The sequence below is a fragment of the Vibrio mytili genome (genome assembly GCF_000830505.1).
GTDB classification, from domain to species: Bacteria; Pseudomonadota; Gammaproteobacteria; order Enterobacterales; family Vibrionaceae; genus Vibrio; species Vibrio mytili.
Window position 1 is genome coordinate 69,219 of the sequence record NZ_JXOK01000076.1, and the last position, 24,898, is coordinate 94,116.

Genomic DNA, 24,898 nt, shown 5'->3' on the forward strand with positions numbered 1-24,898 from the left:
CGCACCATCATGATGATGCGACTTACTTTCGTCTTTATACCACAATACTCGCGATTGATAGGGTATATAACTAGAATTAGGGAAAGAAAATGTCACCAAAACACGCTTTAGCTCTTGTTATTGGCCTCGCTTTATCCACGGCAGCAAACGCAGAAGAATTTCGTCAGCACGAAGCTCATGTTCATGGGCACGTAGAATTTAACATCGCTCAAGATGGCAAAGATCTGTTAGTTGAAATAACAGCACCAGGCGCCGATGTGGTTGGCTTTGAGCATGCTCCTGAAAATGAATCCCAAGAACATACACTCAAGCATGCATTAAGCACGCTGGAAGATGCCAATGCAGTACTGACTATCAACTCACAAGCTCAATGTGAGATAGAAGAAGTCGACGTGACCAACACGTTGGGTGCCGCGCATAGTGAACATGAACATCATCATGATGCCGATGAGCACGAAGGCCACGAACATCACCACGATGCCGATGAACACGAAGGCCATGAGCATCACCACGATGCCGATGAACACGAAGGCCATGAGCATCATCACGATGCTGACGAGCACGAAGGTCATGAGCATCACCATCATGAAGGACATGAACACGGTGAGTTTAACGTCCAATATCGCTACAGCTGTGAACAAGTTACCAAGCTCAGCAATATCGAAACTGACTGGTTCAATCAATTCCCATCAACTGAGTCTATCGGTGTTAACCTGTTCACAGACACCACACAGTCAGCGCTTAGCCTGAGCAAAGACAATACCAACATTGAAATCAAATAATATTAAAGGCGTGTAAGTACCTACTTACACGCCTTTTTTGGTAACCACTATGATTGATTCCGTCTCATCCAGCGTTGTTCAACTCGACAATGCCCAATTTTATTGGCCCGGTTCAGACAGCGCGACCATCAATATTCCTCACCTCCACATTAACTCAGGTGAACATATCTTTATCAAAGGTCCGAGCGGCTGCGGCAAGTCAACTCTGTTAGCCCTGCTTACTGGTATTAATACCCTTAGTAGCGGTTCACTCTCGGTTTTAGGTACAGAACTGTCTGACTTAAGCGCAAGTCAAAGAGACAAGTTTCGTGCCGACCATATCGGTTATATCTTCCAGCAATTCAATTTATTACCGTATCTCAATGTCCTAGATAATGTATTGCTGCCTTGTCAATTCAGTAACATAAGGCGTGATAGAGTCGCCCCCAATGCCAACCATCAAATGCTCACGAAACAAGCCTCAGAATTATTGGAGCGACTGCACTTACCCAAAACCTTGCATCAGCGTTCAGTGTCGGAGCTGAGTATTGGTCAACAACAGCGTGTTGCGGCAGCACGAGCATTGATAGGACACCCGGCGTTAGTAATTGCTGACGAACCGACATCTGCACTGGACCACGATAATCGTATGGCCTTCATTGAACTGTTAATGGAACAAGCGCATCACGCCAGCGCAACGCTAGTATTTGTTAGCCACGACCCTACGTTAGAAACCTTGTTTGATCGCACGATTCACCTTCCTGACATCAACCAAAGTAGTACTCCAGGAGCTTATCATGAGCGCCGTGGTCAAATTGGCATGGAAAAGCTTGATGAACCGAAAAACCACGGCATTGTTGACGATCATGACCGTCGCTATTTCCGTGGTGCTTCTACTGGGTGTTGAGCGCATCCGTACTGAGGCAAAAGACAGCTTCGCGAATACCATCTCAGGCACTGATCTCATCATTGGTGGTCGCTCTGGGCAAGTGAATTTACTGCTTTATTCCGTATTTCGAATTGGCAACGCCACCAATAACATCGACTGGAAGAGCTACCAAGAATTCAGTCACCACAAAGCGGTCGACTGGGCGATCCCAATTTCACTAGGAGACTCCCATAAAGGCTTTCGTGTCATGGGAACCAATCACAGTTATTTTGAGCATTATCGCTACGGAAGTAAGCAACCACTTACTTTTTCTCACGGTACTGAGTTTCATGGCTTGTTTGAAACCGTCATTGGCTCCGATGTGGCGAAAAAACTGGGTTATCACATTGGCAGTGAGATTATTATTGCTCACGGAATCAGTGATGTCGCGTTCAGCCGTCACGATCATCTTCCGTTTAAAGTCGTCGGCGTTTTAGCTCCAACGGGCACCCCTGTCGATAAAACGGTGCATGTTTCTCTAGAAGCTATCGAAGCCATTCATGTTGGCTGGGAAAGCGGAGCCCGTTTGGGACCCACCCCAACCGCAGAGCAACTCAAACAGCGAGATTTTCAACCCAAACAGATCACCGCAATGTTGGTCGGATTGAAATCGCGTATCCAAGCCTTTGCCCTGCAGCGACAAATCAACACGTACCCGAAAGAACCTCTCAGCGCAATTATGCCTGGTGTCGCACTGCATGAACTATGGGGAATGATGTCCGTGGCCGAACAAGCTTGATGGCAGTATCTGGCTTTGTCGTGGTAGCTGGATTGCTCGGCATGTTGAGCAGCTTACTTACTAGCCTGCAAGAGCGGCGCCGTGAAATGGCAATACTTAGAGCAATGGGGGCAAGACCGATGCATGTGTTTTCATTGCTGATCAGTGAGGCAAGTTTGCTCACAGCCGCAGGCATCATTAGCGGCGTGGTCGGACTCTATTCAGTGCTCTTGTTGCTGCAACCTTTCGTGCAACAGCAATACGGGATCCACTTGTCCCTTAATGTTCTTTCTTCATACGAATGGATGCTGCTTGGATTTGTTCAATGTGCTGGTATCATGATTGGATTCATTCCTGCATTCCGCGCGTATCGGCAATCACTCAGTGACGGAATGACCATAAGGATCTAATACGATGTGGAAAAAAATACTCGCAGGTGCCCTACTACTGATGTCATTCGCAGCTCCTGCCGTGGCGAATGACAAGCCACTAAAACTCGATTGGATTGATCTTATTCCCGAATCGGAACGAGATATGTTCGATAGCATCGGTATGCCCGCCACCGACCACACTGGTGGCGCAGCAAAACAATCGAAGATCGGTGGAGTCAGAACAGAGCTGAATGGCAGTGAGGTGAAGATTCCTGGGTTTGTTATCCCGCTCGAAGGGGATGCGAATACCGTGACTGAATTTTTATTGGTGCCTTATTTTGGGGCCTGTATCCACGTGCCGCCACCGCCACCAAACCAAATCGTTTACGTAAAATTCCCGAAAGGAGCGCCCGTTCAGGAATTATGGGATATCGTCTACGTGGTGGGGAAACTTAAAACAGAAATGACCAGTCTTGAACTTGCAGAAACAGGCTACATGATAGAAGGCGAAAGCATTGAAGCATACGATGACATGTAGAGTACAGTAATGTGAAGCTTACAAAGTGGAAGCTGTCATCTTTAAGCAGAACGAAAACACGTTGAGGCGTCGTTTGGCGCCTTTAACTAATAGCACACCTGCCCAGCTCAACAGAGTATGCCTTACCCACCGCGGTCACGGTCTACATAATATAGCGCGATAAATACGCCAACACACTGACATAAAGCACCAAAAGAAACGCAATCGACAGGTGCTTTTTCAGTTTGCTCACATTCGATAGCCTCATCACCCCTCCAAAATAATCATAACAATTTTAACAAGTCATTATCATTTTGAATAGCTTTATTCGTTCAAAATCTGAGACCCTTCTCTAGTCGCTTCACACAATAAGGTGTAAATTGGAGCAAGCATTAGCTGCAGCTCTTGGTAGGAACATTAATGGCAGAACCAACAAAACAACCTGTTGTCATCGAACATCAGACCAACTCACAAACAAATAACAGCAAAGATAAAAAACAAAGCTATATCAAAGACAGCGCAAGCCGAATAAAAAGCATCGCCCAAATTTATGGCCTAGATGCACGATTGCAAGACGCACCTCCTGCCAAATCCGCACTTGAACGCGCTCAGATTCGTGAGCAACGACGCCAAGAACAGCGGCAAAAAAACCTCGAGAAGATTTTGAAGTTAGCGCACAGCTCATGCCGGGATGAAACCGCGGGCGAACCCGATCAAGACTGGCTGTACCGTTTTTTCGATATGGCGCAGGACATCCACAATAGCTCGATGCAGAAACTATGGGCGCAAGTGATGAAGCGCGAGGTCACTAACCCAGGCTCAACATCAATGAAGGCTTTGAAAATCCTCAAAGATATGTCGCCTAAAGAGGCGCAAACGTTACAGAAAGCCGCGTCTCTGGCGTGCAGTTTTGGTGGTGATAACAGTAAAAAGTTACTGATTGGCTACAAGGCCCATGGCGGGATTTTTAGTTTTGGCAAACGGGATACCACCAGCAACTTAAACATGGGGAACTTTCAGCTTCCCTACTCAAGCATGCTCGTGTTGATCGAATTAGGACTGCTGCATAATACCGAACTAGAGTCTGGAGAAATCAGTATCGACACGCCACTCATACTGGCTTACCAAGGAAAAAACCTGTCACTTCAGGTCAATAGCAAAGGCGTTCGATTACGTTATTACCGCTTTACTCCCACCGGCAACGAGCTGTGTACACTACTCGGAAACAAACACAATGCAGAGTATTACGATCACATGGTGACCCTATTGAACCATAAATTTAGTGTGCATACGGATACCAGCGGCAGTGTCGATCTTAGCGTTTAGCGATGACATCAAAAGATAACAATGAGAGACAAGGGTAACTATGAAACTAAAAGAGCTTTGGGCGACTTCTCACCGCAAAGCTCTTGTCTAATATTTCGACCTATTGACCATCAATGATCCAAAAGGTGACATCACTAACGGATGACACCGCGCTGCTTAAGATCGTCGATACATAACTCAACCAGCTCTTCAACACTCTTTTCACCTGCTGGCAAGTCAATCTCTGGGTGCTCTGGAGCTTGGTACTCAGAATCAATCCCTGTGAAGTTGGGGATCTCACCTGCACGGGCTTTTTGATACAAACCTTTCGGATCACGTCCTTCACATACCTCAAGCGAAGCATTGACGAACACTTCAATAAATTCACCTTCAGGCAATAAATCCCGCACGAGTTGACGCTCAGCACGGTGCGGCGAAATAAATGCAGACAGGACAATCAGGCCAGCGTCAGCCATCAACTTAGTCAGTTCACCGATACGGCGAATATTTTCTCGACGGTCCTGTTCCGAAAAGCCTAAATCACTGCATAAACCATGACGAACATTATCCCCGTCCAGCAAATATGTGTGATACCCCAATGAGGCTAAGCGGTTTTCAAGCGCACCAGCGACGGTAGACTTACCCGCACCAGATAGCCCCGTAAACCATAGTACGGCTGGTTTTTGTTTCTTGAGCTCAGCACGAAACTGTTTATCAACCGAGTGCTGATGCCAGACAATGTTTTCATCTTTTACCGTCGATTCGGCAGTCATAACGTATCCTTGTAAATATCGCAATTAAAACGGGAAAAAGACCGGAATCAGAGTCAGTACTAATACGGAATACACAATCGAGATTGGTACACCAATTCGTACATAGTCGGTCATTTTGTAATTACCTACACTGTAAACCAATAAATTCGTTTGGTACCCGTAGGGAGAAATAAAGCTCGCGCTTGCGCCAAACAATACCGCCATAATAAACGGCATCGGATCGACCCCATAACCAACCGCCATACTATAGCCAATGGGAAATGAGAGCGCTGCTGCAGCATTGTTAGTCACAAGCTCGGTCAAAACCAGCGTCATAATGTAAGTGGCCACCAGCGCGCCAAACACCCCCCAGCCATTGAATGCCTCAATAAACATATTGCCCATGCGTACCGACAAGCCTGACGATATCATCAATTGAGCGATGGACAACGCCGAGCCAACAATCACGACAATATCAATAGGGAAACGACGACGCAGTTCAGAAAGCTGAATAATGCCAAGCGCGATGAGCGCTATAATATACACCGAGAGCCCCTTAATAATAGGGACGAGATCCAGAAGAGCACAACCAATAACCGCAGCAAATCCAAGCAACACAATGGAAGATTTGTTGGCATCTAACTTAGCGCTAGAATCCAAATCGTGCATTAGGACAAACTCTTTGCTATGCGCACGACGCTCTGCCTCAAAGCGTTTACCCGGTACCAGAATCAAGGTATCGCCCGGTGCCAGTTTGATATTGCCCAATCCGCCCTCAAGGCGCTCATGTCCACGCCGAATCGCAACCACAACGGCATCAAAACGATCACGAAAACGACTTTCTTTCAGAGTTTTATGACAGAAAGTAGCCGAAGAGCTAACCACCACTTCAACGAAACTTTGCCCATTAAGGTGTTGTTGACCAAATAATTTGAGACCAGGGATCTCTTGCAAGGTGGCCACACTTTCCACATCGCCACAGAACAAGAGGCGATCTTTCGCATTCAGTACAAAATCTGGCCCAACGGATGATACGGTCACGCCATCTCGCACGACTTCCGCTAAAAACAGTTTTCTTAGTGCACGAAGGTTATTTTCACTCACGGTGCGACCAACCAACGGAGAACCAGGCTCAACTCGTGATTCTAAGAAGTACGGTAAATCCTCTTGGTTGTGGTCATCGTAACTCGGCAGAAAATAACTCAAAGGAATAAGAATCAACAACCCACCCACCAAGACCGCTAATCCAATCGCAGTAGGTGTAAAAAAGTTAAGACTTGGCAGACCCGCATCTTCAACAAAGCTATTAATAATTAAGTTCGTCGACGTGCCAATCAAAGTCAGAGTACCACCAAAAATGGCAGCATAAGAGAGCGGAATTAATAACTTAGAAGGCGCATGTTGTTGATTCCGTTTTATCGCGCCAATTAAGGAGACCACAACCGCGGTGTTATTGGTAAACGAGGACAACAATGCCGTCGATAGCCCTAGTTTCGCAATCACGCTACCGAGATTCCCTTCTGAAATACTGCGGCTTACCCAACTGATCAGTAAGGTTTTTTCTAACGCGCACGAAGCAAGGATCAACAACACTAAAGTTAATAATGAACCGTTGGTAAAGTTAGCAGTAATGGTTGTGGTATCTAACATTCCTGCGACAAACGCAGTAAAAGCTGCCCCAGCAAACACGTAGCTAGGTTTAATTTTAGTCACAAGCAAACAAGTAATAATGCCAAGCAGAATCGCTAATACCAATCCTTGTTCCCACATAACCTTTCCTTACCAAAGAGCCCAATTCGGGCAAAACTAGTTGCTACACATTCAGACTGTGTAGGACAACAAAACCAGAGCAAGCGAAAAATGAAGACCAGAATGCTCAATGAACATTGAGACACTCTGGTTCCAGGGGAAAGTGCCTGACTGTATTTCGCAGCTCAGTCAGGCAAACCATTTACTTTTTCAGTAATTGGTTTAGATCTTTCGCTTCCCAGTGTGGGAAGTGTTTGCGAACCAGTGCGTTTAGCTCCAGTTCAAATGCAGAAATGCCCGTTAAATCACGTTCGACTTCTGCTAGACTTTCTTTCACCATCCCCGCACCCACGGTCACATTCGTCAGGCGGTCGATAATGATGAAGCCACCGGTATCTGCGCAGTCTTGGTAGTTATCAATAGCGACAGACTCATTCAGAGACCACTCACACAAACCAATACCATTAAGTGGTAATTCAGCGGCGCTGTGGGTTGATAGGTTGTTGATATCGTACTGGTGACGAATCGATTCGACATGACCAACCGTTTTCTTACCCGCGATTTTAATATCGTAATCACGTCCTGGCTGCAATGGCTGCTCTGTCATCCAAACAACATCAGCCAATAAGTGGTTAGTGCTTTCGACTTGATCGCTCTCAACGACAATCAAATCACCGCGGCTGATGTCAATTTCATCATTGAGCGTCAGCGTCACGGCTAAACCAGTACTCGCTTCTTCTAAGTCTCCATCAAAAGTGACAATGCGAGCCACTGTCGACGTTTTACCAGAAGGTAGCGCTTTAACCGTATCGCCTACTTTCACCGTACCCGATGAAATCGTGCCAGCGAAGCCACGAAAATCGAGGTTAGGACGGTTGACGTACTGCACAGGGAAGCGGAACTCACCCGTGCCTTTGTCTTGATCGACATCGACGGTTTCTAACAACTCAAGCAATGACGGGCCTTCAAACCAATCGAGGTTTGTGCCTTTATCGACGACATTATCACCTTCCAGAGCAGAAATTGGGATGATTTGAATATCAATATCGCCCGTCAAGTTCTCTGCAAAATCTAGGTACGCTTGACGAATTTCTTCGAAACGCTCTTGCGAGTAATCCACCAAGTCCATCTTGTTGATCGCCACGACAAAGTGCTTCAAACCTAATAGGTTTGAAATGAAAGAGTGACGTCGAGTCTGATCGAGAATACCTTTACGTGCATCCACAAGAATAACCGCAAGATCACACGTAGAGGCACCCGTTGCCATATTACGTGTGTACTGCTCATGTCCAGGAGTATCCGCAATGATGAACTTACGTTTCTGTGTCGAGAAGTAACGGTAAGCCACATCAATGGTGATGCCCTGTTCACGTTCCGCTTGCAAGCCATCAACCAACAACGCCAAGTCTGGTCTTTCACCAGTGGTACCTGAGCGCTGGCTGTCTGAGTGAACGGCCGCTAACTGATCTTCATAAATTTGTTTTGAGTCATGGAGTAAGCGCCCGATCAGGGTACTCTTACCATCATCAACGGAACCACAAGTCAGAAATCTAAGTAACGACTTGTACTGGTGTTGTGTTAAATAGCCTTCGATACCAAGCTCGGCTAATTGAGCTTCAACTGCACTGTTCATTATCTTTCCTTAGATCCTTAGAAGTAACCTTGACGTTTCTTGAGCTCCATCGATCCTGACTGATCGTGGTCGATCGCACGGCCTTGACGCTCACTTGAGGTTGCCACTAGCATCTCTTCAATAATGCCCGGCAAAGTATTGGCTTCTGACTCAATCGCACCTGTTAGTGGATAACAACCAAGGGTACGGAAGCGAACACTTTTCTCTTCAATCACTTCACCAGGTTGAAGCTCCATACGATCGTCATCTACCATGATCAACATGCCGTCACGATCGACTACCGGACGCACTTCTGACAGGTATAGAGGTACGATCTCGATGTTTTCTAGGTAGATGTATTGCCAGATATCTAACTCAGTCCAGTTTGATAGAGGGAAAACACGAATACTTTCACCTTTGTTCACCTGGCCGTTATAGGTTTTCCAGAGCTCCGGACGTTGGTTTTTCGGATCCCAAGTGTGGTTTTTGTCACGGAAGGAATAGACACGCTCTTTCGCACGTGATTTTTCTTCGTCGCGACGAGCACCACCGAACGCAGCATCGAAACCATACTTATTCAGAGCTTGCTTCAAGCCTTGAGTCTTCATGATGTCGGTGTGCTTCGATGAGCCGTGAACAAATGGGCTACATCCCATGGCAATCCCTTCAGGGTTCTTATGCACTAACAGCTCAAAACCGTACTTTTCTGCTGTGCGGTCACGAAATTCAATCATCTCGCGGAATTTCCAGTCTGTGTCGACGTGTAAAAGAGGGAATGGGATTTTTCCTGGATAAAACGCTTTACGCGCAAGATGCAGCATCACTGATGAATCTTTACCAATCGAATACATCATGACTGGGTTATCAAACTCAGCTGCAACTTCACGGATAATATGAATACTCTCCGCTTCGAGTTGTTTAAGATGAGTTAAACGTTGTTGGTCCATGTTTTGTATTTCCTTTTAAGCTTAAGGCTGCTTTACGTCTCTAATCTTTGGACTGATATTATATGGAGTGAGCAATAGCACTTTTGTTGAATTCAGTACTAGACAAAAACCAGTCCAACTTTTGAGACAACTGTACAACTTCCCCTACCACGATCAAAGAAGGTGATTGAGCATCTTTAGATAAATCAGATAGTTGGGATAAATTTCCCTTAAATACTTTTTGCTGAATTTGGGTGCCACGTTCAATAATCGCAATTGGAGTTGCAGCTGATCTACCGTGTTTAATGAGTTGATTCTGAATATAGTGTGATTTCATCAAGCCCATGTAGATCACTAAAGTTTGATTTCCACGGGCAAGGGTTGACCAATCCATCTCATCACTTTCTTCTTTCAAGTGACCAGTAACAAAGATGGCGGATTGTGCATAATCACGATGAGTCAATGGGATTCCAGCATAAGCGGTCGCGCCCGCAGCGGCAGTAATTCCTGGGACGACCTGAAAACGTACCCCGCCATCCGCCAGTACTTCTAATTCTTCGCCACCACGACCAAACACAAAAGGATCGCCGCCTTTGACTCGAACAACTCGGTGGCCCTGCTTAGCGAAATCAATCAACAACTGATTGGTTTTTTCTTGCGGCACGCTATGGTGACCAGCCCGTTTACCGACACACACCAAAATTGTATCGCTTGGGATCAACGCCATGATTTCTTCTGAAACCAAGTAGTCGTATAACACCACATCCGCTTGCTGCAGACAGTTAAGCGCTTTGACGGTCAAAAGTTCAGGATCACCGGGACCCGCACCAATTAACGCCACTTCGCCAGGTTGAAGCGATCGCTTTGCAAACCTCGTCGTTTCAATCGCCGTATTATCGGCAACCAAACGAGGCTTTTGCGGGGGAAAAGAAGTCACTGAATCTTTCGCTGCCATGTGTTTACTCATCATCCATAGATATCGTTAAGATGGCATTATGGCGGGGTGCTCATATTACCTGAAATTCTAAAATTTCATTTTTTATTCAAAAATCTGCTAAGAAGTTTTTGTTTGGTCTCATTCAAAAGCGTGAATACGTCGATGTTTCATAACAAAAGCATTGCGTAGAATTAGGTCAAGTCACATTTTTTTGCATCTTAATCATAGATTTGCACTACCCTTTGTTACATCTCTCGATATACCAATCAATTGGAGCACTACATGAAAACCGCCGTGAATCCTATTTCCGTCGCAGTCTTAAGCGGTATGTTGACCCTTGCTGGTCCAGCGATGGCCGATACCATCAAACTTCGCATCATCGAAACCACCGACATCCATACCAACTTGATGGATTACGATTACTACAAAGATCTTCCTTCACAGAAAATTGGCCTAACCCGCGCCGCAACCTTAGTTAAACAGGCAAAATCAGAAGTAGAAAACAGTGTGTTGGTGGATAACGGAGATTTAATTCAGGGCAGCCCTATGGGTGATTACATGGCGGCAAAAGGCCTCAAAGCGGGTGAGATACATCCAGCTTATAAAGCAATGAATCAACTCAATTACGACGTCGGCAATATCGGTAATCACGAATTTAACTACGGCTTGGACTTCTTGCACAAAGCCATTAACGGTGCCAACTTCCCTTACATTAATGCCAATGTTTTTGATCAAAAAACCGGTAAGCACTACTTCAAGCCCTACCTGATCAAAACCCATACCTTTAAGGATACCGACGGTCAGAGCCATCCGATCAAGGTTGGTTATATTGGTTTTGTCCCGCCACAAATCATGGTTTGGGATAAGAAAAATCTAGAAGGTAATGTGTTCGCGAAAGACATCAAGCAAATGGCTGAGAAACTCGTTCCGCAAATGAAAAGCGATGGAGCAGACGTGATCATTGCTATTCCTCACTCGGGTATTTCTACCGTTCCGTACAAACTCGGTGCGGAAAATTCGGTTTACTACCTGACCGATGTGAAAGGTATTGATGCTATTGCATTTGGCCATGCTCACGCCGTTTTCCCAGGCAAAGACTTTGCTACCCTTCAAGGTATCGATAACGATAAGGGCACCATCAATGGCGTCACTGCAGTGATGCCAGGGCGTTGGGGTAGCCACGTGGGCGTGATGGATCTGACACTTGAGCAAACCGAAGGGAAATGGCAGGTGGTTGACGGCCAGTCAGAAGCCAGACCAATTTTTGATAAAACCAATGGTCAGCCATTGGCTAAAGCAGACCAAGGTATCGTCAAGGCGCTAGAGCATGACCATAACGCAACACGAGAATTCGTCAACCAGCCGATAGGCAAAGCAAACGATGTGATGTACAGCTTTTTAGCCTTAGTCCAAGACGATCCAACCATTCAGATCGTCAACCTAGCTCAAAAAGATTATGTAGAACGTTTTATTCAAGGGGACCCAGATTTAGCTGACATCCCCGTACTCAGCGCTGCGGCACCGTTTAAAGCCGGTGGACGTAAGAACGATCCGAGTAACTTTACTGAAGTAGAATCCGGGCAATTAACCTTCCGTAACGCGGCAGATCTGTACTTATATCCGAATACGCTGGTCGCTTTAAAAGTACAAGGTAAACAAGTCCGTGAATGGCTTGAATGCAGCGCTGGTCAATTTAATCAAATTGACGTCAATAGCACTGAGCCGCAATTCCTGATTGACTGGGATAACTTCCGTACCTACAACTTCGATGTGATTGATGGGGTCAACTACCAAATCGATGTGACTCAACCGCCAAAATACGACGCTGGCTGTAAGGTGATTAATCCCGATTCCAAACGTATTGTAAACTTAACGTTTAACGGTAAGCCTGTCGATCCAAAGCAGGACTTCATCATTGCGACTAACAACTACCGCGCTTACAGCAATACCTTCCCGGGGACAGGACCCGACTTCATTGCGTTCGACGCACCAGATGAAAACCGCTCTGTACTTGCGGCGTATATTTCTCGCGTGAGTGAAGAAAAAGGGGAAGTAACGCCAAGCGCCGACAATAACTGGTCGTTTGCACCGATAAAGTCAGACAAACCGCTGGATATTCGCTTTGAAACATCACCAAGTGACAAAGCCGCGCAGTTCATCAAAGACAAAGCACAATACCCGATGAAACATGTCGCAACGGATGACGTGGGTTTTGCTGTTTATCAGATTAATTTGAATAGATAAGAGAGAAAGGTCCTAGGATCCTAGGTTTTAGGGTCCTAGGAAAAGATTGGGAATACGGAATACGGACCTTCCTTAATCTGTAAGCGAAGCGCTCCGTAATCCAAAACAACAAATATAAATGATACGTTTCACACAGTGGTTACAGCGCGATCCCCTAGGGCCTAGGACCTTTAACCTAGGACCTCTGTTTATAACCTAGGACCTTTCAGTACACCTATTTCAAAATCCTCGCGCGGAACTGACGCCCTTTCATCTTACCATTACTGATGGTTTGTAGGGCTTTTTTGGCAGCAGACTTCTCAACCGCGACATAAGCGCGCATTGGGAACAAATGAATCTTGCCGACTTGCGAGCCTGGAATACCATTTTTTCCAGTCAAACAACCTAAAATATCGCCTGGGCGAACTTTTTGTTTCTTGCCGCCATCAATATTGATCGTCACCATTTTTGCCTGGTATGGCTGCTGATTTGACTTCGTTGGCAACGTGGCTGGCACGATATCCATCTCTAAGTATTCTTCAATGCGAGCAACACGCAGGCCGTCTTTTTCACCAAAGAAGCTGAATGCCAATCCTTTACTGCCTGCACGGCCAGTACGACCGATACGGTGTACGTGGACTTCTGGATCACGAGACAGCTCAAAGTTAAATACCGCGTCGAGGTTGTCTACGTCCAGACCACGTGCCGCTACGTCTGTTGCGACCAGGATGGAAACACTCTTGTTAGCAAACTGAACCAGTGCTTGGTCGCGTTCACGCTGTTCAAGGTCTCCGTGAATATCAATCACGCTAAACCCTTTGTGATGCAGTTCATCAGCGACGCTCTGAACCTCTTTTTTGGTATTACAGAAAACCACCGCGGATTCTGGCTGATGAGTAAGTAACAAGTTAGCTAGAGCCTCATCGCGTGCTTCAGAGCCTTCAACTTTATAAAAGTGCTGAGCAATGCTTGATGTATCATGCGTCGACTCCACCTTTATCACTTCCGGTTTCTGCATAATACGCTGCGCAATGTGTTCGATTTTCTCAGGGAAAGTCGCGCTGAATAGCAACGTTTGTCGCTGCTTGGGCGCGGCATCGATAATTGCATCTAGTGCATCTTGGAAGCCCATGTCCAGCATCCTATCTGCTTCATCCAGCACCAAGGTGTTCAGTTCGTTAAGATTGATTCTGCCTTTCTCAAGATGATCCAAAATACGACCAGGTGTTCCGACTAAGATGTGTGCGCCATGCTCCAGTGAGCCAATTTGAGGCCCCATCGGCATCCCACCACACAGGGTAAGCACCTTAATATTGTGAATAGCACGCCCTAAGGTACGAATTTCTTTCGCAACTTGATCGGCTAACTCGCGAGTAGGACACAAAACCAATGACTGGACTCTAAAACGCTTCACATCTAGGTTGGATAATACCCCAAGGCCAAATGCGGCAGTTTTACCAGACCCCGTTTTCCCTTGTCCAATCACATCACGCTGCTTAAGAATGGCAGGCAAACTCAATGCTTGAATTGGCGTCATATGGGTGTAATTGAGAGATTCAAGCGTCGCTAATAGCGCAGGGTTTAGCTCAACTTGGTCAAAGGTTGGTTTGGTCACAGATGTATCCTCAGGAGGGATGAATGAGATCGGACATTATCGACTGATTTGCCAGAAACGCCAGTTAAAATTCAACATTGCTAATGAGCATTAATCGAAAACCAAGTAAAATCAATCACTCGACTCAAATAACGGAATTGTACTCATGCTCACCTGGATCGCTTTACCTTTTTCTCAACTGACAACACATCAATTGTACGAGCTAATGCGATTGCGGGTTGATGTTTTTGTCGTAGAGCAAACCTGTCCCTATCCAGAGCTTGACGGCAAAGATACACTTGAAGGTGTTTATCATCTACTAGGCTATCGCGACGAAGAGTTGGTAGCCTGCGCACGTTTACTCGCTGCGGGAATAAGCTACGAAAATGTCAGTATCGGTCGCGTAATCACGAAAAAAACGGCACGTGGAGGCGGCCTAGGTCACCAACTGCTCGAACAAGCACTGCTACACTGTGAAACGTTATGGCCAGGTCAAACCATCGATATTGGAGCACAGCAGCACCTTGCTCAATATTACGCTCGCCACGGATTTGATGCTATTTCTGATAGTTATCTTGAAGATGGTATACCCCACATCGACATGCGCAGAGAGCCCACCACAAATACAAATTAGTCCCTGTTGATAAAACAATTGACCAAAACAAATAAAAAAGACGCGGTACATGCGCGTCTTTCTTCTAAATCACTGTCACAGCTTAAGTAACTGGCTTAGCGCGCCGCTATTTATTGCGACCAAACGTACCATCCGATAGACGAAAAAACATCACCGAGTGATCGCTTTTATCTAACTGCAACATATCTAGCTGCCCATCTTCAGAAAACTTGAAACGAATGAGCTGTCCCTGCTTGATGTGACTTAATGGCTTATCGCTGCCTTCGATTTTGACCAACGCACTCAGATCTGCCATGGAAAGCTGGTTATTTCGGAAAACTTGCGCAAGCGTATCCCCATTTTTCACTTGGTATTCCTTCCAGCTTTCAGATTTCGGACCTGAGTTTTGCGATGTCCTTTGCTGACTTAAACTTTGGGTGTTTAACTCAATAGCGACTCTTTGATGATCTGCCTGAGGACTCTGTTCAGCAAGTTCTTCGGTCCTACTCCCTTCCGTTGTCTGCGGCATAGGTATGACAAAAAGCAATAGAAACAAGGGAACAAGCACCATCAGCACGCGCTGATGAAATTTAGGCAAGCGCTGCCAAAACAGTGTGACCGGTTTGATACGCGCCAACCACTGACTTTTGCTGAACGGCTGCTTCCAGTTGATAGCAGCGAACTTTTGCTTAGCCAATTCTACATAATCAACTTGCTGCTTTTTCTTTCTGCGACGATTCATTGTAATGAGCCCCTTAATACTTCTACTGCCAGTATAAAAATACCAGCGCGGAGAGTATATGTTTTTCACCAAACTAAAATGGTATTTAAGTGAAATTAGCAGAAAATTCACTTGGAGTAAGAGATAAGTCACACCATCAATGGTTACACCCATGCTCACAGGACACAATTACGCTCAATCATTTAAACCTAAGCGCGAAACTGATATCCTGTGCCTTCAAACACTCCTAATAAGAGCGACATTCATGTCTGAAATTAAATTTGAAACTGCAGAACAAAAAGCAAGCTACGGCATTGGCCTGCAAATGGGTCAACAACTTGCTGGTTCTGGTCTAGAAGGCCTAAGCGTCGATGCTATCGCGGCGGGTATTGCTACAGCACTCACTGGTGATATGCCAGCTATCGAAATTGATGAGATCAACGCAGCACTGCAAGAGATTCACACTCGCGCGGAAGCGGCTCGTCAAGAAGCGGCTAAAGTAGCGGCAGCAGAAGGCGACGCATTTCTAAAAGATAACGCACTACGTCCAGAAGTAACGGTTCTTGAATCAGGCCTTCAATACGAAGTTGTTTCTGAAGGTACAGGTGAAGTACCAACTTCAGAAAGTTCTGTACGTGTTCACTACCACGGTCAGCTAACAGACGGTACGGTATTTGATAGCTCAGTATCTCGTGGTCAACCTGCTGAGTTCCCGGTAACTGGCGTAATCAAAGGCTGGGTTGAAGCACTGCAACTAATGCCTGTTGGTTCTAAGTGGAAACTTTACGTACCACAAGATCTTGCCTACGGTGAGCGTGGCGCTGGCGCTGCTATCCCACCATTCGCAGCATTGGTATTCGAAGTAGAACTACTTGATATCCTATAAGAAATGACCGTTCATTTCGATTGATAAAGCGTCGCACCTGCGACGCTTTTTTTATGCTTGCTGGACTGGCTCCGTAATATCAAGACAACTAATCCCAATCTACATAAGTATTGAATCATTCCTATTAGTTAAAATCACTGATAGCGGCGTTATAGATTTTGTAATTCGAATAACTCGTTGCTGCAATCTAGACCTTGCTCTAAGCGACTTCCGTTTTGAAGTAGGTTCTAACCACTTACTTCATAAGGTAGGTATAAACAGTAGCTCTCTGTTTTAGTTGTCAATTTCTTAACAAACTTATTGATGTATCTTCGCAACAAACACCGACGAGCCACTACTATTGGTATAGAATTAAAACGAATACCAGCTCCAGATCGTTCACCACAAAAATAACGCTGGCTTTGGTATAACATAAAATACGCTCAACCATTGGAGGTACTATGCGTAAAACACTCCTAGCTCTCGCGTTGCTATCGATGAATATCGGCAACGCCCACGCCTTTCTTGACTCTGTAACCGATAAAGCAAATGAGAGCGGATTAATGGATATGGTCGGTGAAAGCTTGGCAATGGAATCTTCGCCGTTGACGAATGTACTAACGAGCAAACTTCCGGTATCGACAGAGCAAGCAGCCGGTGGCAGTAGTGCATTATTGGCAATGGCGCAAAGCCAACTCTCTGCAGAAAATAGCAACGAGTTAGAATCACTCATCCCAGGTCTATCGAGTCTAGGTGATGCACAAGGCTTATTAGGCAGTGTCGATAGCCTAAGTGGGGTGCAAAGTGCATTTGACCAATTAGGGATAGACCGGCCATGATAGCTCAGTTCGCACCAGTGATTATTCAATATCTAGGAGAGCAAGGGGCAAGTGATGGATTGTTAAACTCACTCGGAGGTTTGTGGACAACTGCAGATTGATGACTGAGAAATATTGAAGAAGTGCTCTTCATCTATATTACAGATACAAAAAAGCCGAGCTAATGCTCGGCTTTTTCGTTCTTACGAACTGATTACTCAGCAGCTTCTTCAGCAGCTGGGCGATCAACAAGCTCAATGTAAGCCATTGGAGCTTTATCACCAGCACGGAAGCCAGCTTTTAGGATACGAGTGTAACCGCCCTGACGAGCAGCAAAACGTGGACCTAGTTCGTTAAATAGTTTTGCAACTACTTCGTTGTCACGAGTACGTGCAAATGCTAGACGACGGTTAGCAACACTGTCAGTCTTAGCTAGTGTAATCAAAGGCTCAACTACGCGACGTAGCTCTTTTGCTTTTGGCAAAGTAGTCTTGATAACTTCATGACGTACTAGAGAGCTAGCCATGTTGCTGAACATCGCTTTGCGATGTGAGCTGTTGCGGTTGAGTTGACGACCACTCTTACGATGGCGCATGACCTAATCCTTCTAACTAGTATCGATTAATCTTCAGCGATTGATGCAGGTGGCCAGTTTTCTAAGCGCATGCCCAGAGAAAGACCACGTGACGCAAGTACGTCTTTAATCTCAGTAAGAGATTTTTTACCAAGGTTAGGCGTTTTAAGTAGCTCAACCTCAGTGCGTTGTACTAGATCACCGATGTAGTGAATCGCTTCTGCTTTCAGACAGTTAGCAGAGCGAACTGTTAGTTCAAGATCGTCTACAGGACGCAGTAGGATCGGATCGAATTCTGGCTTCTCTTCCTTCTCCTCAGGAACACGTACATCACGAAGATCTACGAACGCATCCAATTGTTCAGCTAAAATAGTAGCTGCACGACGGATAGCTTCCTCAGGTTCTAGAGTACCGTTTGTTTCCATATCGATAACAAGCTTGTCTAGATCGGTGCGTTGTTCTACACGAGCTGCTTCTACAGCGTAGGCAATTTTGTCTACTGGGCTGTAAGTAGCATCTACTAGTAGGCGACCGATTGGACGCTCATCTTCTTCAGTATGGATACGCGCAGAAGCTGGAATGTAACCACGACCACGTTCTACTTTAATACGCATTGCGATTTCAGCGTTGTCATCCGTTAGGTGACAAATAACGTGTTCAGGGTTAGCGATCTCTACATCACCATCATGGGTGATGTCACCTGCAACCACAGGGCCCGAGCCTGATTTGTTCAAAGTAATGAACACTTCATCTTTGCCTTCAGCGACACGCACAGCCAAACCTTTAAGGTTTAGAAGGATTTCAAGAATATCTTCTTGTACACCTTCTTTAGTGCTGTACTCGTGAAGTACACCTTCAATCTCTACTTCTGTGACTGCACAACCAGGCATAGAAGATAGAAGAATGCGGCGAAGTGCATTACCCAGAGTATGACCAAAGCCACGCTCTAATGGCTCAAGAGTTACTTTTGCGTGAGTCGAGCTGATTTGTTCGATGTCAACTAGACGTGGCTTAAGAAATTCTGTTACAGAACCCTGCATTGTGTCCTCTCTTTAGTTTAAACCTTACTTAGAGTAAAGCTCGACGATCAATTGTTCGTTGATGTCAGCTGATAGATCTGAACGTTCAGGCATACGCTTGAATGTACCTTCCATCTTGCCACCATCGACTTCAATCCAAGTTGGTTTTTCACGTTGTTCTGCAACTTCTAGAGCTGCTTTAATACGAGATTGCTGTTTAGCTTTCTCGCGGATAGAAACAACGTCATTAGCCGCTACTTTGAAAGAAGGAACGTTTACAACTTTACCGTTTACTAGGATAGCTTTGTGGCTAACTAGCTGACGTGCTTCTGCGCGAGTTGCGCCAAAGCCCATGCGGTAAACTACGTTATCAAGACGACCTTCAAGAAGCTGAAGCAGGTTTTCACCAGTGTTGCCTTTAAGGCGAGCAGCTTCTTTGTAGTAGTTACGGAATTGTTTTTCTAGAACGCCGTACATACGACGAACTTTTTGCTTCTCACGAAGCTGAACGCCATACTCAGATAGACGACCGCGACGAGCGCCGTGTACACCTGGTGCGTTATCAATTTTACACTTGGTATCGATCGCGCGAACACCAGACTTAAGGAACAAGTCAGTGCCTTCGCGACGGCTAAGCTTCAGCTTAGGACCCAAATATCTTGCCATGATTCTTCTCCAATTGTCCTAGAAACGTTATACGCGACGTTTCTTAGGTGGACGACAACCGTTATGAGGGATTGGTGTAGCATCAACAATGTTTGTGATACGGAAACCAGCGGCGTTTAGTGCACGAACAGTAGATTCGCGACCTGGACCAGGACCCTTAACCATAACTTCCAAGTTCTTTAGGCCGTATTCTTTAGCCATTTCTGCACAACGTTCAGCAGCAACCTGTGCAGCGAACGGAGTAGACTTACGAGAACCACGGAAACCAGAACCACCTGCAGTAGCCCATGCAAGAGCGTTACCTTGACGGTCAGTAATGGTTACGATTGTGTTATTGAAAGAAGCATGGATGTGCGCAACGCCATCTGCAACTTGCTTGCGTACGCGCTTACGAGCGCGAGTTGGTTGTTTAGCCATTGTACTCTACCTTCCCGATTATTTCTTGATCGGCTTACGCGGACCTTACGGGTGCGAGCGTTGGTTTTAGTACGCTGTCCACGTAGTGGTAGACTGCGACGATGACGAAGACCACGGTAACAGCCAAGGTCCATAAGACGCTTGATGTTCATGGAAACTTCACGACGTAGATCACCTTCTACAGTGTACTTAGCTACACCATCACGCAGTTGATCGATCTGCTCTTCAGTTAGTTCACTGATCTTAACATTTTCAGCAATGCCCACTTCAGCTAGGATAGCTTGAGAGCGAGTTTTACCGATGCCGAAGATCGCAGTTAGTGCGATTACAGCATGTTTTTGATCAGGAATGTTAATGCCTGCTATACGGGCCATTATTCACTCCTAAGTGTTTCTATAAAAGAATTAGCCGCAGCAAAGCCCGTTATGGATACGCTGCGGAATACTACTTCTTTTGCACGCAAAAGGTAGGCCGAGGAATATACTCGACCTATCCTTCATTTTCAAGTAAAAATTTCTGCTAATTAGCCTTGGCGTTGTTTATGCTTTGGCTCACTGCAAATCACGCGAACGACACCGTTACGCTTGATTACTTTACAGTTACGGCAGATTTTTTTAACGGAAGCACGAACTTTCATTGCTAAACTCCGTAAATGAAACTGAGTCTACCGCCGGATTAACGGCCGTAGCCTTTCAGATTCGCTTTCTTCAACACAGAATCATACTGTTGAGACATCAGATGAGTCTGTACCTGTGCCATAAAGTCCATAATTACAACCACTACGATAAGTAGTGATGTACCGCCGAAGTAGAAACGTACGTTCCACGCGACCATCATGAACTCGGGAATCAGACAGATAAAGGTAATGTACAGTGCACCTGCTAGGGTAAGACGTGTCATCACTTTATCTATGTATTTCGCTGTCTGCTCACCTGGGCGGATACCGGGTACGAATGCACCGGACTTCTTCAAATTATCTGCTGTTTCACGCGGGTTGAAAACCAACGCCGTGTAGAAAAAGCAGAAGAAGATAATTGCTGCTGCATAAAGCATTACATACAGCGGTTGACCTGGGCTAAGAGCCAAAGACACGTCAGTTAACCAACCGAACGCGCTGCTCTCACCGTTCTGACCAAACCACTGAGCCAGTGTTCCTGGGAACAGGATAATGCTTGATGCAAAAATTGCTGGTATTACACCTGCCATATTAATCTTAAGTGGCAAGTGAGAACTTTGTGCAGCAAACACTTTACGTCCTTGTTGACGCTTCGCGTAGTTTACAACGATTCGACGTTGACCACGCTCCATGAAAACAACGAAGTAAATAACTGCAAAAGATAGTACCGCAATCAACAACAGAAGAAGTACATGCAATTCACCTTGACGCGCTTGCTCGATTGTTTGACCGATTGCAGAAGGCAATCCAGCAACAATACCTGCAAAAATTAGCAACGAAATACCGTTACCAATTCCACGCTCTGTAATTTGTTCACCTAACCACATTAGGAACATGGTGCCGGTTACTAAACTTACGGTAGCAATTAGCGTAAACATGGTTTGGTTGATAACAACCAGATTATCGACCATGTTTGGTAAGCCTGTTGCAATACCTATAGCCTGGAATGTTGCAAGTACAAGCGTGCCGTAGCGTGTATATTGGCTTATCTTACGACGGCCTGCTTCACCCTCTTTTTTGAGTTCAGCTAACGCTGGATGAACTACAGTCAGCAATTGGACAACAATAGATGCCGAAATATACGGCATGATGCCCAATGCTAATATAGATGCACGCTCAAGAGCACCACCGGAGAACATGTTAAACATTTCAACGATGGTACCTTTTTGCTGGTCGAACAAATCGGCAAGTACAGCAGCGTCAATACCAGGAATCGGCACAAAAGAGCCTGCTCGGAATACTAAAAGTGCACCAATTACGAATAATAAGCGCGACTTTAGTTCACTTAAGCCGCTCTGAGCACTACGAAAATCTTGTCCTGGTTTCTTAGCCATCTGTACCTCGTTCCTCGAGATTATTCCTCGATTTTACCGCCTGCAGCTTCGATTGCAGCTTTAGCGCCTTTAGTCACACGTAGACCTTTAACAGTCACAGCTTTGTTAATTTCACCAGAAAGAACAACTTTTACAAATTCGATGTTCTTAGTGATAACGTTAGCAGCTTTAAGACTGTTTAGATCAACTACGTCACCAGAAACTTTCGCTAGCTCAGCTAGACGAACTTCAGCAGACACTAGGCTCTTACGAGAAGTGAAACCGAATTTTGGTAGACGTTGTTTCAGAGGCATCTGACCGCCTTCGAAACCTGGACGAACACTGCCGCCAGAACGTGATTTTTGACCTTTGTGACCACGGCCACCAGTTTTACCTAGGCCTGAACCGATACCACGACCTACTCGCTTCGCAGAAGTTTTCGCGCCAGCAGCCGGTGCTAGAGTATTCAAACGCATTCTGATTACTCCTCAACTTTAACCATGTAGTAAACCTTGTTGATCATACCGCGAATACACGGTGTATCTTCAAGTTCTACTGTGTGGTTGATTTTACGAAGACCTAGACCACGCAAAGTAGCTTTGTGCTTAGGTAGACGACCAATTGAGCTTTTAGTTTGAGTTACTTTAATAGTTGCCATGGTGTTCTTACTCCGAAATAGATTCAACAGTTAGACCACGTTTAGCAGCAACCATTTCTGGTGACTTCATGCTACCTAGTGCATCGATCGTTGCACGAACGATGTTGATAGGGTTCGTAGAACCGTATGCTTTAGATAGTACGTTGTGTACACCAGCAACTTCTAGTACCGCACGCATCGCACCACCTGCGATAACACCAGTACCTTCTGCTGCAGGCTGCATGTAAACTTTAGAGCCCGAGTGGCGACCTTTCACTGGGTGGTGAAGAGTGCCTTCGTTTAGAGCGATCGTAGTCATGTTACGACGCGCTTTTTCCATTGCTTTTTGAATCGCTGCAGGTACTTCACGAGCTTTGCCGTAACCGAAACCTACACGACCATTACCGTCACCAACAACTGTTAGTGCAGTGAAGCTCATGATTCGACCACCTTTAACCGTTTTAGAAACACGGTTAACTGCGATTAATTTTTCTTGCAAATCATTCGCTTGAACTTGTTGTTCTTTAGCCATCTTCCAACCCTACCTTAGAATTTCAGACCAGCTTCGCGAGCAGATTCTGCTAGCGCCGCTACTCGACCGTGGTATTGGAAACCAGAACGATCAAATGCAACTGCAGTTACGCCCTTCTCAAGAGCGCGCTCAGCAACAGCTTTACCTACTGCTTTTGCTGCATCAACGTTACCAGTGTATTTCACTTGCTCACGGATCGCTTTTTCTACAGTAGAAGCTGCTGCGATAACCTCAGAGCCGTTAGCCGCGATAACCTGTGCGTACACGTGACGAGGAGTACGGTGTACAACTAGGCGAGTCGCACCCAGTTCTGCAATCTTACGACGTGCGCGTGTAGCACGACGGATGCGAGATGCTTTCTTATCCATAGTGTTACCTTACTTCTTCTTAGCTTCTTTAGTACGCACATTTTCATCTGCGTAACGAACACCTTTACCTTTGTAAGGCTCAGGCTGACGGTAAGAACGAATGTCAGCCGCAACCTGACCAACTAGTTGCTTGTCAGCACCAGTGATCACGATTTCAGTTTGGCTTGGACATTCGGCTTTAATACCCGCTGGCAACTCGTGCTCAACTGGGTGAGAGAAGCCTAGTGTTAGACCTACAGCGTTGCCTTTAATAGCAGCACGGTAACCAACACCTTTAAGAGTTAGCTTCTTAGTAAAGCCTTCAGTAACACCAACAACCATGTTGTTAACTAGTGCACGAGCAGTACCTGCTTGTGCCCAAGCGTTATCAACACCTTCTTTAGGACCGAAAGTAAGGTTGTTTTCTTCCTGAGCGATAACTACAGCGTTGTTAAGAACGCGAGTTAGTTCGCCCTTAGCACCTTTTACAGTGATTTCTTGGCCGTTTAGTTTCACCTCTACGCCAGCTGGAATAGCGACAGGTGCTTTTGCAACACGAGACATAGTCTACTCCTTATTAAGCTACGTAGCAGATGATTTCACCACCAAGACCTGCTTTACGTGCAGCGCGGTCTGACATAAGACCCTTGGAAGTAGAAACGATAGCAATACCCAGACCACCCATTACAGAAGGAAGGTCATCTTTCTTCTTGTAAACACGTAGACCTGGACGAGAAACACGTTTAAGTTGCTCGATTACTGGTTTTGCTTGGAAGTACTTAAGTGTAACTTCTAGCTCAGGTTTTGCTTCGCCTTCAACAGCGAAGTCAACGATGTAACCTTCAGCTTTTAGTAGTGCAGCAATTGCAACTTTAAGCTTTGAAGAAGGCATTTTTACAGCAACTTTGTTTGCTGCCTGACCGTTACGAACGCGGGTCAGCATATCCGAAATCGGATCTTGCATGCTCATATGATTTACTCCAAATGATTAAGTGGCAATTACCAGCTAGCCTTACGAAGTCCAGGAATCTCGCCTTTCATGCAAGCTTCACGAACTTTGATACGGCTCAGACCGAATTTACGTAGGTAACCGTGTGGACGACCAGTTTGGTTACAACGGTTGCGCTGACGAGATGCACTTGAATCACGTGGAAGAGATTGCAGTGTTAGAACTGCGTTCCAACGATCTTCTTCAGATGCGTTTACATCGCTGATGATAGCTTTTAGCGCCGCACGCTTTTCAGCGAACTTAGCTACAAGCTTTGCACGTTTAGCTTCACGTGCTTTCATTGAATTTTTAGCCATAA

The 24,898-nt window shown here is 45.7% G+C and carries 26 protein-coding genes and 4 pseudogenes; 9 read left to right on the forward strand and 21 right to left on the reverse strand.

The annotated features are described in order from the left end of the window. Positions 1 to 89 precede the first annotated feature (89 nt). The 5 genes and pseudogenes from zrgA (at position 90) to SU60_RS18220 (ending at position 4,621) form a co-directional block, all read left to right on the forward strand. Positions 90 to 782, forward strand: coding sequence for a zinc uptake protein ZrgA (zrgA, locus tag SU60_RS18200; RefSeq protein ID WP_041156778.1), 693 nt, complete (start codon positions 90 to 92; stop codon positions 780 to 782). Between the two features lie 49 nt (positions 783 to 831). Then, a pseudogene (locus SU60_RS18205) lies at positions 832 to 1,554 on the forward strand (ABC transporter ATP-binding protein); the annotation flags it as partial. A gap of 4 nt (positions 1,555 to 1,558) precedes the next feature. Next, a pseudogene (locus tag SU60_RS18210) lies at positions 1,559 to 2,817 on the forward strand (ABC transporter permease). A 4-nt stretch (positions 2,818 to 2,821) separates the two neighbouring features. Next, positions 2,822 to 3,316, forward strand: coding sequence for a DUF3299 domain-containing protein (locus SU60_RS18215; protein WP_041156779.1), 495 nt, complete (start codon positions 2,822 to 2,824; stop codon positions 3,314 to 3,316). A 399-nt stretch (positions 3,317 to 3,715) separates the two neighbouring features. Continuing rightward, positions 3,716 to 4,621 carry a TIGR03899 family protein gene (locus SU60_RS18220; RefSeq protein ID WP_041156780.1) on the forward strand — a complete coding sequence of 302 codons (906 nt, stop codon included), beginning with the start codon at positions 3,716 to 3,718 and terminating at the stop codon, positions 4,619 to 4,621. Positions 4,622 to 4,755: 134 nt separating this feature from the next. On the opposite strand, the gene cysC is transcribed toward SU60_RS18220, so the two are convergent. The 5 genes from cysC to cobA all read right to left on the reverse strand — a co-directional run bounded on the left by cysC (position 4,756) and on the right by cobA (position 10,594). Next, positions 4,756 to 5,373, reverse strand: coding sequence for an adenylyl-sulfate kinase (cysC, locus tag SU60_RS18225; protein ID WP_041156781.1), 618 nt, complete (start codon positions 5,371 to 5,373; stop codon positions 4,756 to 4,758). 24 nt (positions 5,374 to 5,397) lie between these two features. Further along, entirely contained in the window at positions 5,398 to 7,122 is a 1,725-nt protein-coding gene (locus SU60_RS18230; RefSeq protein ID WP_041156782.1) for an SLC13 family permease, read from the reverse strand. Positions 7,123 to 7,303: 181 nt separating this feature from the next. Continuing rightward, on the reverse strand, positions 7,304 to 8,734 hold the full coding sequence (gene cysN, locus SU60_RS18235; protein WP_041156783.1) for a sulfate adenylyltransferase subunit CysN: 1,431 nt from the start codon (positions 8,732 to 8,734) through the stop codon (positions 7,304 to 7,306). Positions 8,735 to 8,751: 17 nt separating this feature from the next. After that, positions 8,752 to 9,660, reverse strand: coding sequence for a sulfate adenylyltransferase subunit CysD (cysD, locus tag SU60_RS18240; protein WP_041156784.1), 909 nt, complete (start codon positions 9,658 to 9,660; stop codon positions 8,752 to 8,754). Positions 9,661 to 9,718: 58 nt separating this feature from the next. Further along, on the reverse strand, positions 9,719 to 10,594 hold the full coding sequence (gene cobA / locus SU60_RS18245) for a uroporphyrinogen-III C-methyltransferase (protein WP_052481563.1): 876 nt from the start codon (positions 10,592 to 10,594) through the stop codon (positions 9,719 to 9,721). 264 nt (positions 10,595 to 10,858) lie between these two features. Here cobA and cpdB point away from each other — a divergent pair, with 264 nt between their 5' ends. Then, positions 10,859 to 12,820, forward strand: a complete 1,962-nt coding sequence (gene cpdB, locus SU60_RS18250; RefSeq protein ID WP_041156786.1) for a 2',3'-cyclic-nucleotide 2'-phosphodiesterase — start codon at positions 10,859 to 10,861, stop codon at positions 12,818 to 12,820. 214 nt (positions 12,821 to 13,034) lie between these two features. On the opposite strand, the gene dbpA is transcribed toward cpdB, so the two are convergent. Then, a complete protein-coding gene (gene dbpA / locus SU60_RS18255; RefSeq protein WP_041156787.1) occupies positions 13,035 to 14,414 on the reverse strand; it encodes an ATP-dependent RNA helicase DbpA in 1,380 nt (459 codons plus the stop codon). 145 nt (positions 14,415 to 14,559) lie between these two features. On the opposite strand from dbpA, the gene SU60_RS18260 reads away from it, so the two are divergent. Beyond that, positions 14,560 to 15,027 (forward strand): GNAT family N-acetyltransferase, encoded by a 468-nt coding sequence (locus tag SU60_RS18260; protein WP_041156788.1) that lies wholly within the window; start codon positions 14,560 to 14,562, stop codon positions 15,025 to 15,027. Between the two features lie 106 nt (positions 15,028 to 15,133). Here the strand turns inward: SU60_RS18260 and SU60_RS18265 are convergent, their stop codons facing one another. Beyond that, positions 15,134 to 15,748 carry a LysM-like peptidoglycan-binding domain-containing protein gene (locus tag SU60_RS18265; protein ID WP_041156789.1) on the reverse strand — a complete coding sequence of 205 codons (615 nt, stop codon included), beginning with the start codon at positions 15,746 to 15,748 and terminating at the stop codon, positions 15,134 to 15,136. A gap of 244 nt (positions 15,749 to 15,992) precedes the next feature. Between SU60_RS18265 and bamJ the strand changes: the two genes are divergently transcribed. Then, positions 15,993 to 16,613 (forward strand): BamJ family beta-barrel-assembly machinery protein, encoded by a 621-nt coding sequence (bamJ, locus tag SU60_RS18270; protein ID WP_041156790.1) that lies wholly within the window; start codon positions 15,993 to 15,995, stop codon positions 16,611 to 16,613. Positions 16,614 to 17,053: 440 nt separating this feature from the next. Further along, positions 17,054 to 17,532 (forward strand): annotated as a pseudogene (locus SU60_RS18275) (DUF2780 domain-containing protein). 92 nt (positions 17,533 to 17,624) lie between these two features. Here the strand turns inward: SU60_RS18275 and rplQ are convergent. The 14 genes and pseudogenes from rplQ to rpsN all read right to left on the reverse strand — a co-directional run bounded on the left by rplQ (position 17,625) and on the right by rpsN (position 24,896). After that, on the reverse strand, positions 17,625 to 18,005 hold the full coding sequence (gene rplQ, locus SU60_RS18280; RefSeq protein ID WP_005383141.1) for a 50S ribosomal protein L17: 381 nt from the start codon (positions 18,003 to 18,005) through the stop codon (positions 17,625 to 17,627). Between the two features lie 26 nt (positions 18,006 to 18,031). After that, on the reverse strand, positions 18,032 to 19,024 hold the full coding sequence (locus SU60_RS18285) for a DNA-directed RNA polymerase subunit alpha (RefSeq protein WP_014230672.1): 993 nt from the start codon (positions 19,022 to 19,024) through the stop codon (positions 18,032 to 18,034). 24 nt (positions 19,025 to 19,048) lie between these two features. After that, complete coding sequence (rpsD, locus tag SU60_RS18290) at positions 19,049 to 19,669, reverse strand: 30S ribosomal protein S4 (protein WP_014230671.1); 621 nt, start codon at positions 19,667 to 19,669, stop codon at positions 19,049 to 19,051. Between the two features lie 27 nt (positions 19,670 to 19,696). Continuing rightward, positions 19,697 to 20,086 carry a 30S ribosomal protein S11 gene (rpsK, locus tag SU60_RS18295; RefSeq protein WP_001118870.1) on the reverse strand — a complete coding sequence of 130 codons (390 nt, stop codon included), beginning with the start codon at positions 20,084 to 20,086 and terminating at the stop codon, positions 19,697 to 19,699. A gap of 18 nt (positions 20,087 to 20,104) precedes the next feature. Next, positions 20,105 to 20,460: pseudogene (gene rpsM, locus SU60_RS18300) on the reverse strand (30S ribosomal protein S13). A 149-nt stretch (positions 20,461 to 20,609) separates the two neighbouring features. Next, a complete protein-coding gene (gene rpmJ, locus SU60_RS18305) occupies positions 20,610 to 20,723 on the reverse strand; it encodes a 50S ribosomal protein L36 (RefSeq protein ID WP_000868186.1) in 114 nt (37 codons plus the stop codon). A 38-nt stretch (positions 20,724 to 20,761) separates the two neighbouring features. Continuing rightward, positions 20,762 to 22,096: a preprotein translocase subunit SecY gene (gene secY, locus SU60_RS18310; RefSeq protein WP_041156791.1), complete on the reverse strand. Its 1,335-nt coding sequence runs from the start codon at positions 22,094 to 22,096 to the stop codon at positions 20,762 to 20,764. 20 nt (positions 22,097 to 22,116) lie between these two features. Further along, positions 22,117 to 22,551: a 50S ribosomal protein L15 gene (rplO, locus tag SU60_RS18315; RefSeq protein WP_041156792.1), complete on the reverse strand. Its 435-nt coding sequence runs from the start codon at positions 22,549 to 22,551 to the stop codon at positions 22,117 to 22,119. A 5-nt stretch (positions 22,552 to 22,556) separates the two neighbouring features. Next, positions 22,557 to 22,733: a 50S ribosomal protein L30 gene (gene rpmD, locus SU60_RS18320; protein WP_005379565.1), complete on the reverse strand. Its 177-nt coding sequence runs from the start codon at positions 22,731 to 22,733 to the stop codon at positions 22,557 to 22,559. 7 nt (positions 22,734 to 22,740) lie between these two features. Further along, positions 22,741 to 23,244, reverse strand: a complete 504-nt coding sequence (rpsE, locus tag SU60_RS18325; protein WP_004745894.1) for a 30S ribosomal protein S5 — start codon at positions 23,242 to 23,244, stop codon at positions 22,741 to 22,743. 14 nt (positions 23,245 to 23,258) lie between these two features. Then, positions 23,259 to 23,612: a 50S ribosomal protein L18 gene (gene rplR, locus SU60_RS18330; RefSeq protein ID WP_005435088.1), complete on the reverse strand. Its 354-nt coding sequence runs from the start codon at positions 23,610 to 23,612 to the stop codon at positions 23,259 to 23,261. A 9-nt stretch (positions 23,613 to 23,621) separates the two neighbouring features. Further along, positions 23,622 to 24,155, reverse strand: a complete 534-nt coding sequence (rplF, locus tag SU60_RS18335; protein WP_041156793.1) for a 50S ribosomal protein L6 — start codon at positions 24,153 to 24,155, stop codon at positions 23,622 to 23,624. A gap of 13 nt (positions 24,156 to 24,168) precedes the next feature. Then, positions 24,169 to 24,561, reverse strand: coding sequence for a 30S ribosomal protein S8 (gene rpsH / locus SU60_RS18340; protein WP_009707834.1), 393 nt, complete (start codon positions 24,559 to 24,561; stop codon positions 24,169 to 24,171). A 29-nt stretch (positions 24,562 to 24,590) separates the two neighbouring features. After that, a complete protein-coding gene (gene rpsN, locus SU60_RS18345) occupies positions 24,591 to 24,896 on the reverse strand; it encodes a 30S ribosomal protein S14 (RefSeq protein WP_004410442.1) in 306 nt (101 codons plus the stop codon). Positions 24,897 to 24,898: the final 2 nt, after the last annotated feature.